General features: G+C 63.2%; 6 protein-coding genes. 4 read left to right on the top strand and 2 right to left on the bottom strand.

Annotation, left to right across the window (positions count from 1 at the left end):
* Positions 1 to 32: 32 nt before the first annotated feature.
* From BM062_RS10120 to BM062_RS10105, 4 genes are all read left to right on the top strand, one after another.
* Positions 33 to 2,039, top strand: a complete 2,007-nt coding sequence (locus BM062_RS10120) for an ATP-binding cassette domain-containing protein (protein ID WP_092396368.1) — start codon at positions 33 to 35, stop codon at positions 2,037 to 2,039.
* The gene (locus BM062_RS10115) at positions 1,997 to 2,902 is read left to right on the top strand and encodes a Rossmann-like and DUF2520 domain-containing protein (RefSeq protein ID WP_092396366.1); all 906 of its coding nucleotides are present in this window, start codon (positions 1,997 to 1,999) and stop codon (positions 2,900 to 2,902) included. The genes BM062_RS10120 and BM062_RS10115 overlap by 43 nt, the downstream gene beginning before the upstream one ends.
* Positions 2,903 to 3,058: 156 nt before the next feature.
* Positions 3,059 to 3,862: a cystine ABC transporter substrate-binding protein gene (locus BM062_RS10110; protein ID WP_092396364.1), complete on the top strand. Its 804-nt coding sequence runs from the start codon at positions 3,059 to 3,061 to the stop codon at positions 3,860 to 3,862.
* 136 nt (positions 3,863 to 3,998) lie between these two features.
* A complete protein-coding gene (locus BM062_RS10105) occupies positions 3,999 to 4,661 on the top strand; it encodes an amino acid ABC transporter permease (protein WP_092396362.1) in 663 nt (220 codons plus the stop codon).
* 9 nt (positions 4,662 to 4,670) lie between these two features.
* On the opposite strand, the gene ppk1 is transcribed toward BM062_RS10105, so the two are convergent.
* Both ppk1 and BM062_RS10095 read right to left on the bottom strand, forming a co-directional pair.
* Positions 4,671 to 6,725, bottom strand: a complete 2,055-nt coding sequence (gene ppk1, locus BM062_RS10100; RefSeq protein WP_092396360.1) for a polyphosphate kinase 1 — start codon at positions 6,723 to 6,725, stop codon at positions 4,671 to 4,673.
* Between the two features lie 230 nt (positions 6,726 to 6,955).
* Entirely contained in the window at positions 6,956 to 12,532 is a 5,577-nt protein-coding gene (locus tag BM062_RS10095; protein ID WP_092396526.1) for an autotransporter domain-containing protein, read from the bottom strand.
* Between the last annotated feature and the right edge of the window lie 4 nt (positions 12,533 to 12,536).

Below are 12,536 nucleotides of genomic sequence, written 5' to 3'. Positions count from 1 at the left end.
TCATTTAGCAAGATAGTTAGCAGATAGCAGACATGATACGTTTTCAACAAGTTTCCCTGATGCGCGGCATCAAGCCTTTGCTCGACAATGTCGACGTCACCCTCAACCCGGGCGACAAGATCGGCCTGATCGGCGCCAACGGCGCCGGCAAGTCCAGCCTGTTCGGACTGCTGCGCGGGGAACTCCATGCCGACCTGGGCGAGATCGACTTCCCGTCGAAATGGCGCATGGCCTACGTTGCCCAGGAAACCCCGGCGCTGGACCGCTCGGCGATTGAATACGCTATCGACGGCGACGTCACCCTGCGCCGCCTGGAAGAAGAACTGGCGTTCCTCGAAAGCGAACCGGAAAGCACCTCCAACGGCATCCTGATCGGCGAACTGTACAGCGCCCTGGCCGATGCCGATGCCTACACAGTGCGTTCGCGCGCCGAACAGCTGCTGACCGGCCTCGGCTTCTCGCTGGCGCAGATGGACCAGCCGGTAGCCAGCTTCTCCGGCGGCTGGCGCATGCGCCTGAACCTGGCGCAGGCGCTGATGTGCCCATCCGACCTGCTGCTGCTCGATGAACCGACCAACCACTTGGACCTGGACGCCATCATCTGGCTGGAAGACTGGCTCAAGCGCTATCCAGGCACCCTGATCATCATCTCCCATGACCGCGATTTCCTGGACGGCGTGGTGAATGTGATCGTGCATATCGATGAACGCAAGCTGAAACGCTATTCGGGCAACTATTCCTCGTTCGAACGGCAACGTTCCGCGCAGCTGGAACTGGCGGCCGGCACCCTGGAAAAACAGATGCGCCAGCGTGCCCACCTGGAGTCGTTCATCAACCGCTTCAAGGCCCAGGCCAGCAAGGCGCGCCAGGCGCAAAGCCGGATGAAAGCCCTGGCCAAGATGGAAGAACTGGCGCCGCTGCGCGCGGCGGCCGAATTCTCTTTTGAATTCCGCGTGCCGCTGAGCGCGCCGAACCCGCTGCTGGTGATGGAAGATGTGAGCGCCGGCTATCGCACCGAAAGCGAGACCAGCCACGACGTCACTGAAAAAGTGATCGTCTCCGGCATCAACTTCTCGCTGCAGATCGGCCAGCGCATCGGCCTGCTGGGCGTCAACGGCGCCGGCAAGTCGACCTTCATCAAGACCATCGCGGAAGAACTCAAGCCGTTGCGCGGCGACGCCCAGTTCGGCAAAGGGCTGTCGATCGGCTACTTTGCCCAGCACCAGGTGGAAATGCTGCGCCATGACGAATCGCCGCTGTGGCACATGGGCAAGATCGCGCCGACGGTACGCGAGCAGGAACTGCGCAATTTCCTCGGCAGCTTCAATTTCAACGGCGCCATGGTGACCAGTTCGATCGCACCGTTTTCCGGCGGCGAGAAAGCGCGCCTGGCGCTGGCGCTGATTGTCTGGCAGCGCCCCAACCTGCTGCTGCTGGATGAGCCGACCAACCACCTGGACCTGGAAACCCGCGAGGCCCTGACCATGGCGCTGGCGCAGTTCGAGGGCACGCTGGTGCTGGTGTCGCATGATCGCCACCTGCTGCGCGCCACCACCGACCAGTTCATCATCGTCGCCGACGGCAAGGTAGCGCCGTTCGACGGCGACCTCGACGATTACAAGGACTGGCTGTTCAAGACCAAGCTGGCGGCCAAGAACAGCGCCACCGACGCTGCGCTGCCAAAAGCCAGCAGCAAGGCCACCATCGCCAGCGCGGTGGCGCCAGCGGCCGCGGCGCCGGCCGACAGCGCCGACCGCCGCGAACAGAAACGCGCCGAAGCGGAAGCCCGGCAAAAGCTGGCGGCGCAGAAAAAGCCTATCGAAGCGCGCATCAAGCGCCTCGACGAACAGATCGCCAAACGCAGCGCACAGAAGCATACTGTCGATACGCGCCTGGCCGATCCGGAAATCTACGATAAAGACAAGAAAAAGGAATTGGCGACGCTGCTCGCCGATCAGGCGTTTTACGCCAAGGAACTGACGCAACTGGAGGCCGAATGGCTGGAACAGCAGGAAGCACTGGAGCAACTGGGCAGCTAGGCGCAATGCAGGGCGGCAGCGAACGCCGTCCGCCAACCCTGAGCATCATCGGCTGCGGCAAGGTCGGCCGCACCCTGGGCCGGCTATGGCACGCTAGCCGCACTTTTTCCCTGCTCGACATCCTGAACCGCACCGCCGCCAGCGCACAAGAGGCCAGCGCCTTCATCGGCGCCGGCAGCGTAGCGGCTTCCCATGACGGCTTGCGCAGCGCTGACGTCTACCTGATCGCCGCCGGCGACGACCAGATCGCTGCTTGCTGCAGCGCCCTCGCCGCAGCCGGCAAATTGCAGCCAGGCAGCATCGTATTCCACTGCAGCGGCGCCCTGTCGTCGCTCGAACTCGCTGCCGCTTCCGAACGCGGCGCCGCGGTCGCCAGCATCCATCCCATCCGCAGCTTTGCCGTTCCACAGCAGGTAGCCGAGCATTTCGCCGGCACCTGGTGCGGCAGCGAAGGCGACGCCGCCGCGCTCGCCGTCCTCGGTCCGGCGTTCGGCGCCATCGGCGCCCAGCTGGTGGATATCCGGCGTGAGCAAAAAACCCTGTACCACGCTGCCGCGGTGTTCGCCTCCAACTACCAGGTGACGCTGATAGACGTGGCGCAACAGGCTTACGTTGCAGCCGGCATTGCGCCTGACCTTGCCTTGCAGCTGATCGCGCCATTGCTGTCCGAAAGTGCGGCCAATGCCTTCAGGCTCGGTCCCGCCGCCGCCCTCACCGGCCCCATCGCGCGCGGCGACATGGCTACTGTCGCCAGGCAATACCAGGCAGTCCAGGAGTGGCGGCCACAGGTTGCCGGGCTGTACCAGCAGTTCGCTGCGTTGACTGCCGACCTGGCCCTGCGCAAGAAAAACGGCAAGCCGTAGCAAGCCAGAAATTGCGCAGACCGCCGATAGCTGATATTTTTCTGAAATGCAAAGACAAAAAATGCATATCGAGCGGCAAAACGGTCATTTCACATTTGCCGGGGAAAGCGCTTAACATAGTCGTCAGCCAATGCCCACCAACCAAAAGGAAAAAAGATGGCCACCACACTGTCCAAACTCAGCAAGATTGCTGCAGCGATACTGATCACCGGCGTCACGCTCAATGCGTTCGCGGCCGACCTGCTGGATACCGTCAAATCCCGCGGCACCCTGAAAGTGGCGATGGAAGGCAACTATCCGCCGTTCAATTTCAAGGATCCGAAAAGCGGCGAACTGACCGGATTTGAAGTCGACGTCGCTAAACTGCTGGCAGCCAAGCTTGGCGTGAAGCCGGAATTCACGACCACCGAATGGAGCGGCATCCTGGCCGGCCTCGGCGCCGGCAAATACGACGTCATCCTGAACCAGGTCGGGATTACCGAAGCGCGCCAGAAAGCCTTCGATTTTTCCCAGCCATACACCCTGTCGACGGCGCAGCTGATTGTGCGCAAAGACGAGAAGCGCAGCTTCCCTACTTTGGAATCGCTGAAAGGCTACAAGCTCGGCTTGGGCCAGGGCACCAACTTTGAGCAAAAAGCCAAGGCGGTTCCCGGCATCGACGTCAAGACTTATCCCGGTTCGCCGGAATACTTGGCCGACCTGGCCAGCGGCCGCATCGATGCGGCCTTGAACGACCGGCTGCTGGTCGGCTACCTGCTGAAGAGCTCCAGCCTGCCGCTGAAAGCCGGCGCCACCTTCGGCGACATCGACAAGATCGGCATCCCGTTCCAGAAAGGCAATCCGAAATTCGAAGCCGCGCTGAACAAAGCGCTCGACGAGATCCTGAAAGACGGCAGTTTCAAGCAAGCGTCCTTCAAGTGGTTCGGTTTCGATGTTAGCAAAGCGCCATCAGCGCAGTGACAACGGATTGACGGCGCATTGGCAACGCATCGGTAACGCATCGGCAATTTTCGCGCTACACTCCTGACACCCACCATCCCCGCCCGCCGCGGGGATGTTTTTTTAACCTGGGAAGTCCGGATTTAACAGAGACCTTATGGAATTACTGGATTTGCTGCAGCAGGCGGCGCCGACCCTGTTCCGGGGCCTGGGCTACACCCTGGTGTTTGCGGTAGCCTCGATGCTGGGCGGACTGCTGCTCGGTTTTCCTTTGGCGATTGCGCGGATCCTGCCGTCGCGCCTGGCGCGCTGGCCGGCCAGCATATACGTCAGCCTGATGCGCGGCACGCCGCTGCTGGTGCAGATCTTCGTGATTTATTACGGCCTGCCCAGCATCGGCATCAGTTTCTCGCCGCTGACCGCGGGCATCCTGGCCTTGAGCCTGAATGCCGGCGCCTATTTGTCGGAGAGCCTGCGCGGCGCCATTCTTGGTGTGCATGCAGGACAATGGTCGGCCAGCTACAGCATCGGCCTGGACTATTGGCAGACGCTGCGCTACATCGTGATCCCGCAGGCGGTCCGGATTGCGGTGCCGTCGATGAGCAATACGCTGATCAGCCTGATCAAGGATACCTCGCTGGTATCGGTCATCACGGTGACCGAACTGATGCTGGCCACCAAGGAAATCATCGCGGTGACGTTCCGTCCGCTGCCGCTATACCTGGCCGCCGCGGCGATCTACTGGTGCCTGAGCCTGTGCTTCGAGCGTTTGCAAAGCCGCCTGGAAAGCAAGCTGGGACAGGCCCACAAATCGAACTAAAAACGCAAATCAAAAACGCGACAGCAGATCGATCTGGCTGACCAGAGGCGTGGCGTCGCCAGGATTGGCCCTATGATAGCCGCCGTCGCTGTCCATGTCCCAGGCCGACGCATTGTCCTGCAAATGCACCAGCAAACTCTCTTCGATCACGCGCCGCTTGAGCTTGCCGTCGAGGATAGGGAATGCGGTTTCGATGCGGCGGAACAGGTTGCGGTCCATCCAGTCGGCGCTGGACAGCATCACGTGCTCCTCGCCGTCGGCATAAAAATAGAAGACCCGGTGATGCTCAAGAAAGCGCCCGATGACCGAACGCACCTTGATGTTTTCCGACAAGCCCGGCACGCCGGGCTGCAAAGCGCATACGCCGCGGATCAGCAGCTGGATCTTGACGCCGGCCTGTGACGCCAGGTACAAGGCTTCGATCACCGTCGGCTCCAGCAAGGCATTCATCTTGGCGATGATGTAGCCCTGCTTGCCGGCCTTGGCGGCATCGACTTCTTTCTGGATCGCATGCAGCACATTCGCGTGCAGGGTGAACGGCGATTGCCACAAGCGCTTGAGCGCTACCTGCTTGCCGAAACCGGTCAGCTGCTGGAACACGTTGTGCACGTCTTCGCAAATCTTGTCGTCGTTGGTCATCAAGCCGAAATCGGTGTACAGGCGCGCGGTTTTCGGATGGTAGTTGCCGGTGCCGAGATGCACGTAACGCTTCAACCTCATATGTTTGGCGTGGCGCTTGCGGCGCACAATCAGCAGCATCTTGGCATGCGTCTTGTAGCCGAACACGCCATACACCACATGGGCGCCGACCGCTTCCAGCTTGGCCGCCCAGCCGATATTGGTTTCTTCGTCGAAGCGCGCCATCAGTTCCAGCACCACCGTGACTTCCTTGCCGTTCTTGGCCGCCTGCATCAACGCGCTCATCAGCGGTGAATCGTTGCCGGTGCGGTAAATGGTTTGCTTGATGGCCAGCACATCGGGATCGATCGCCGCCTGCTGCAGCAGCTCCAGCACCGGCTGGAAACTTTCGTAGGGATGATGCAGCAGCACGTCCTGCTGGTCGATGATGTCGAACACTGAAGCGCCGGTAACAAAGGCTTTCGGCAGCACCGGCGCATGCGGCGTGAATTTCAGGTCAGGCCGGTCGACCAGGTCCGGCAAGGGCATCAGGCGCACCAGGTTGACCGCACCGTTGACCCGGTAGCAATCGCCAGGCGCCAGGCCGTTCTGGTTGAGCAGGCGCTGCACCAGCGAGGCCGGCGTGCCGTCCGCCACTTCCAGGCGCACCGCATTGCCCAGCTGGCGGGTCGGCAGCTCGCCTTGCAGCGCCAGCCGCAGGTCGGTGACTTCGTCCTCGTCGACAAACAGGTCGCTGTTGCGCGTCACGCGGAATTGATAACAGCCGCCGATGGACAAACCAGGAAACAGCTCGCCGACAAAACGCTGCATGAAACTGCTCAGCAGCACAAAACCGTAGGCGTGCGCCGACAAATGCTCCGGCATCCGGACCAGGCGCGGCAGCACTCGCGGCGCCTGCACGATAGCCAGTTCAGTCTCGCGGCCGAAGGCGTCCTTGCCGCTCAGCTTGACCGCGAAATTCAGGCTCTTGTTGAGCACCCGCGGGAACGGATGGGCCGGATCGAGGCCGATAGGCGTCAGCACCGGCAACAGCTCAGTCTTGAAAAATTCATGCGCCCAGGCGGTCTGCTCTTCGTTCCACTCGGATTCCTGGTAGAAAGCGATGCCCTCCGCATTCAGCGCCGGCAGCAGCACATCGTTGAACAAGGCATACTGGCGCGCCACCAGTTTCTGGGCGCGCTCGCTGATGGTGCTGTACGCATGCTGCAGCGACATGCCGTCCGGCGTCACGCCATCCACCGCCACCCGGATCTGCTCCTGCAGGCCGGACATGCGAATCTCGGAAAACTCATCCAGGTTGCTGCTGGTGATACAGACAAAACGCAGCCGTTCCAGTAAAGGGACCGCAGGGTCTTCGGCTTGCGCCAGGACCCGCTCGTTAAAGGCAAGCACGCCGAGTTCGCGATTGAGCAATGGGAAAGTCATGGTCTGGTCAGAAAATGGTCGGGGGAAAGGACACGGGCGGATTTTTCAGCAATTACCAATATGGCAATCCCGATTGTAAGGATGGAATGTGACGCGGGAATGACAAGGAGAAAGCCCGGCAGGCAGGCCTGGAGGCTGGCAGACGATCGCCTTGCAGATGCGGCTGTCCCGGTGTTTCCGAGATGAAGCCGCAAATGCAAGGCTGTTTTCAGCTACGCAAAATCACGCCATCAGAATTTCCATGCGATGTTTGCCTTGATGGCGTTATCCCTTACCTTGTCGCCGAACTGGCCCGAATATCCCAGGCCCAGCGTTGCGCTCTTGCTGATGCTGACGTCGATCCCCGCTTCCACCAGCATGGCGTCGCGCGCTACCGGTACGCCGGTCACCGCGAACGACGCCGCGGCGTTGCTCTTGAACGCCAGGTCCGCGGTCGGCGTTACGCCGCCGAACGCGTGGCGCCAGCCGACCGTGCCGCGCGCCGTGACGCTTGAGCCCGGAGCGCCGAGACGGGTTGCAGCCCTGACGCCCAGCGTGGAGAAGGTCACGTCCTGGCTATCGCTCTTGCCGCTCAAGGCTGCGGCGCCGCCGTTTTCACTGAAGCCGCCGGTATGCAGGTTGACATACGCCAGGCTGGCAAACGGTTCCAGCGCTACCTGGCCTGCCGCAATGGCGTAGCCCAGTTCGCCGAAAACCTGGGTGGTGTGGGCATCGTAGCTGGATTTGGCGCTGTCCGAGAACCCTGGGAATACGATGGTGCGGTCGGTATCCAGCTTGTTCCAGGTATACGCCGTTCCCAGCCGTACGCCGAGTGCGCCGAACTGGGCATCGCCGTATAGCGCCAGGTGGTAGCTGTCGACTGAACCCGAGCCGTTGGAGCGGCTGGTGTCGAACGAGGTGTGGCCGATACCGCCGGCGACGCCGGCCCGCCAGGTATCGTTCAGCGGCGTATCGACGCCGACAATGAAGCCGCCGCTGCTGCGATTCACGTTGGCGACGCCGTTTTCTCCATCCAGGTTGCTCTTGGCGCCATACACCTGGCCCCACACAACCCGCGCATTGCGCCGGTCGTCGTTGCAGGCATTATCGGCGCGCAGCTGGTCGTTCTGCTGGGTCGCGCTGTCTGCCGTGCAGGTGGCTGAGCCGCCGCCGGAGAGTGCCGACAAGGTGCCTGAACGCGCAGCCGAACCCTGGCGGGCCCGGGCCGTGACCGCGTCCCTGATGTAGCGGCTGTCTTCCAGGAAGACGCTGCGCGCGCTGGCGTGAATCTCGCCGGACAGGCTGTCGAACGCCGCTTGCGCGGATGCCAGGCCAAGCGAGGTGATGGTGTCGTAAATCGTGTTGCCGCCGCCAAGGATGGTGACGGCGTTTGCCACGCTTTGCTGGTTCGGCGTAGCGGCCGCCTGCTGGAACGACACATTGTTACGCAACAGCTGCAGGAATACATTATTGGCGTCGTAGCTCAGGCTGGGGGTCAGGAATACCAGGTTCGACGTCACCCCGGAAAATGCGCCGCTGAGGCCGCCTGCGGCTGTAAGAATCGTGTAGTTGCTGGTCGGCTTGTAGTCTCCGATCGCCGCCAGCACCTGCACCGTGCCGCCGCTCAAGGTGGTGCTGCCGCCGACGCTGATCAGGTCGCTCTGTTGTGGCGTGACCTTTACCTGGTAAATCGATCCGGGCGCAAAGGCTGCGTTGCCGGCGACAGTCAGGCTGCCGATAGGCTGGCCGGCGCCTGCAATCGCGGCGGTGCCGCCGCTATTGACCAGTAGTCCGCCGATGGTCCCCGGTCCCTGTACGGTTGCGCCGCTGTTCACCGTGACAGTCGAGTTGGCGATCGACCCGCTTACCGCCAACGTGCCGCCATTCACCGTGGTTGGCCCGCTGTAAGTGCTGGCGCCGCTCAAATCCAGCACCCCCGCGCCCAGCTTGACTACGCTGCCGGTGCCGCTGATCACGCCGCCGTAAGTGATATTGTCGGAGCGGTTGAAAGCCAGCGTGCCGTTGTCGACCACGTTGCCGGCGATGCTGCCTGTGGTGCCGCCGTTCCCGACCTGCAATGTGCCGGCATTGATGGTGGTGCCGCCGGTGTAGGTGCTGGCGCCGGTCAGGGTTTCAGTACCGGTACCCTGCTTGATCAGACCACCCGTGCCGCCGATCGCGCCGCCGAAGATCTGGTTGGTCGCATCGCCGAAGGTCAGTGTGTTGGCGCCCAAGGCCACTGTGCTGCCGGCTACGCCAGCCAGCGAACCGATGGTCTGGTTGCCGCCTGTAGAAATATCCAGGCTTGCACCGGCCCCCGCAACGTTGACCGCCACGCTCGGCGCCAGGCTGCCGCCCGCGCCGAGGGCCAGCGTGCCGGCGTTGATCGTGGCGCTGCCGGTAAAGGTATTGGCAGCCGTCAGGGTTTCAGTGCCTGTACCCTGCTTGACCAAGCCGCCTGTGCCGCCGATGACGCCACCGAAAGTCTGGTTGGTGGCGTCGCCGAAGGTCAGTGTGTTGGCGCCCAAGGCTACCGCGCTGCCTGTCACACCGGCCAGCGAACCGATGGTCTGGTTGCCGCCCGCGGAAATATCCAGGCCGGCGCCAGCTGCGGCGACGTTGACTGCCACGGTCGGCGCCAGGCTGCCGCCTGCGCCCAATGCCAGCGTGCCGGCATTGATCGTGGCGCCGCCGGTGAACGTATTGGCGCCGGTCAGGGTTTCAGTACCGGCACCTTGCTTGATCAAGCCGCCGCTGCCGCTGATCGCGCCGCCAAAGGTTTGATTGGTGGCGTCGCCGAAGGTCAGCGTGTTGGCGCCTAAAGCCACCGTGCTGCCGGCCACGCCAGCGAGCGAACCAATGGTCTGGTTGCCGCCGGCGGAAATATCGAAACCGGCGCCAGCGCCGGCAACATTGACCGCCACGGTCGGCACCAGGCTGCCGCCTGCGCCCAGGGCTAGCGTGCCGGCGTTGATGGTTGCGCCGCCGGTAAAGGTGTTGGCGCCGGTCAAGGTCTCGGTGCCGGCTCCTTGCTTGATCAAACCGCCCGTGCCGCCAATCGCGCCGCCGAAGGTCTGGCTGGTCGCATCGCCGAAGGTCAATGTGTTGGCGCCCAAGGCCACCGTGCTGCCTGCCACGCCAGCCAGCGAGCCGATAGTCTGGTTGCCGCCCGCAGAAATATCCAAGGCGGCGCCGGCACCGGCAACATTGACTGCCACGGTCGGCGCCAGGCTGCCGCCGGGGCCTAATGCCAGCGTGCCGGCGTTGATCGTGGCGCCGCCGGTAAAGGTATTGGCGGCCGTCAGGGTTTCAGTCCCTGTACCCTGCTTAACCAAGCCGCCCGTGCCGCCGATGAGGCCACCAAAAGTCTGGTTAGTCGCGTCGCCGAAGGTTAGCGTGTTGGCGCCCAAGCCCACTGTGCTGCCCGCCACACCAGCCAGCGAGCCGATGGTCTGGTTGCCGCCCGCGGAAATGTCCAGGCTGGCGCCAGCTGCGGCGACGTTGACTGCTACGGTCGGCGCCAGGCTGCCGCCTGCGCCAATGGCCAGCGTACCGGCATTGATCGTGGCGCCGCCGGTAAATGTGTTTGCTCCCGTCAGGGTTTCCGTGCCGGCGCCTTGCTTGATCAAACCACCCGTGCCGCCGATGGCTCCGCCAAAGGTTTGATTAGTCGCATCGCCGAAGGTCAGCGTGTTGGCGCCTAAAGCCACCGTGCTGCCGGCCACGCCAGCGAGCGAACCAATGGTCTGGTTGCCGCCGGCGGAAATATCGAAACCGGCGCCAGCGCCGGCAACATTGACTGCCACGGTCGGCGCCAGGCTGCCGCCGGCGCCAATGGTCAGCGTGCCGGCGTTGATGGTGGCGCCGCCGGTGAACGTATTGGCGCCGGTCAGGGTTTCAGTGCCGGCGCCCTGCTTGATCAAGCCGCCCGTGCCGCCGATCACGCCGCCATAGGTTTGATTGGTGGCGTCGCCGAAGGTCAGGTTATTCGCGCCCAGGGCCACCGTGCTGCCTGCCACGCCAGCCAGCGAGCCGATGGTCTGGTTGCCGCCCGCGGAAATATCGAAACCGGCGCCGGCGCCTGCAACGTTGACTGCCACGGTCGGCGCCAGGCTGCCGCCGGCGCCAATGGCCAGCGTGCCGGCATTGATCGTGGCGCCGCCGGTGAAGGTATTGGCGCCGGTCAGCGTGGTAGTGGTGCCGCCATTTTTCACAATGCCGCCGGCGCCGGAAATGACGCCGCTCAAGCCAAGGTTATTGCTGCCCGCCAGGGTCAGGTCGGCTCCGCCTGCCAGGCTGATGTTATTACCCAGCGTCAGTCCGATGCTGGTATCCAGTGTCGCATTGCCTCCCACGGCCAGGGTCCCGCTACCGATGGCCGTCGCGTTCCCCAGGGCCAGCCCGCCGGCGTTGAGGTTGGTGTTGCCGCTATAGGTATTGGCGCCGGACAAGGTCAGCGTCCCGCTATCGTTCTTGGTCAATCCGCCGGCGCCCGAAATGATGCCCGATATGGTCAGCCCGCTGGCGCCCTGGACCGTGAGTCCGCTGCCTTGCAGGTTGAAGGTGTTGCCGAGGTTGAGCCCGCCGGCAGTAGCCTGGATCGCGCCGCCGTTCACCGAAACCGCACCGGTGCCGAAGGATGCCGAATTGTCGAACAACGCGAGGCCGCCGTTCAGCGTCGCATCCTGGAATGTCTGCGCTCCGCTCAGCGTCCAGCTGCCGCTGTTGAGCCCGAGGTGCTGGAAGTTGATATAGGTGCCGCTGGTAATGGTGCCCGAGCCGGTGCTGCCGCTGCCGGTGCCGGTTGCCGAATTTTGCAGGAGCAAGGTATTGTTGCCGCCGGCGCCGCCGTCGATTGTCCCGGTTGCGGCAAACCCGAGATTCAGGCCGGCCACGCTCAGCAGGTTGAGGCCCAGGCTGCCGCCTGAATCGACAACGGAGCCGGTCACCGCGGTAAAGGTATTGCTGCTGTTGGCGCCCATCGATACGCTGCCGCTGATGGTCCCGGAATTGATGAATGTATTGCCGGTGCCGGCCGTGCCCGAAGCCTCGAACGCAACCCGGCCGTTGATGGTGCCGGTGTTGACGAAGTTGACTTGGCCGCCGCCGTAGGCTGCGACCACCGGCGCATCGGATGCCAGCACCGAAACGCCCAGCAGCGGCGAACTGCCGATGGTGCCGGTATTGGAGAGATTGCTGACGCCGCCGGTGCCGTTCTGCACCGCCAGCGCGACACCGTTCAAATTGCTCAGGCTCACCCCCAGCAAGCCGCTGGTGCCCTTCATGGTGCCGCTGTTGTTAACGGTAACCGTGCTGGCCGCTGCATTGCCGATCACGGTGCCGGTCGATAACAGGCTGGCCGCTCCCAGCAGCGACGGATCTATGGTGCCGGCGTTATTCAGCGTGACATTGTTGCCGGTCAAATTCATGGCCGTGCCAAGCAGGCCCAGCAACACACCGGCACTGGCGCCGGTGTTCACGTTCACTGTCAGGTTATTGGCGGCGCTGCTGAACGAAGGCGCCAGCAGCGATGCGGCGCCGGAGCAGGTGACCGTGGCGCCGGCGGCCGGATTGGCCGGGGTGCAGTTGGCCCAGGCTGCCGAACCGTTCAAGGCAAAAAAGCCGCTGGTCGCCAATGCCAGCAGCGCCGGCAAACGCCTCAGCTGCGGAACTGCGTCGTCGTGGTCGGACAGGTCGCCGGCGGCGCCGGCCGGAGCAGTCGACAGCAGCAGGTTGGAAGCTCCCTTGCCATTGGCCTTGGCAAGCTCCGATGTCACTACCAGCGCACCTTGTGTTTTGCTCCATACCAAACGATAGGTCTTGCTCATCACG

It is taken from the genome of Collimonas sp. OK412 (assembly GCF_900112135.1).
GTDB lineage: Bacteria > Pseudomonadota > Gammaproteobacteria > Burkholderiales > Burkholderiaceae_D > Collimonas > Collimonas rhizosphaerae.
The sequence above is the reverse complement of the archived record's forward strand: the minus strand, read 5'-3'. Positions and strand labels throughout refer to the sequence as shown.

What these genes read in the sequence shown, in the direction of transcription:
- BM062_RS10120 (WP_092396368.1), top strand. Translation starts at nt 33, where the DNA reads ATGATACGTTTTCAACAAGTTTCCCTGATGCGCGGCATCAAGCCTTTG.
- BM062_RS10115 (WP_092396366.1), top strand. Translation starts at nt 1,997, where the DNA reads ATGGCTGGAACAGCAGGAAGCACTGGAGCAACTGGGCAGCTAGGCGCA.
- BM062_RS10110 (WP_092396364.1), top strand. Translation starts at nt 3,059, where the DNA reads ATGGCCACCACACTGTCCAAACTCAGCAAGATTGCTGCAGCGATACTG.
- BM062_RS10105 (WP_092396362.1), top strand. Translation starts at nt 3,999, where the DNA reads ATGGAATTACTGGATTTGCTGCAGCAGGCGGCGCCGACCCTGTTCCGG.
- ppk1 (WP_092396360.1), bottom strand. Translation starts at nt 6,725, where the DNA reads ATGACTTTCCCATTGCTCAATCGCGAACTCGGCGTGCTTGCCTTTAAC.
- BM062_RS10095 (WP_092396526.1), bottom strand. Translation starts at nt 12,532, where the DNA reads ATGAGCAAGACCTATCGTTTGGTATGGAGCAAAACACAAGGTGCGCTG.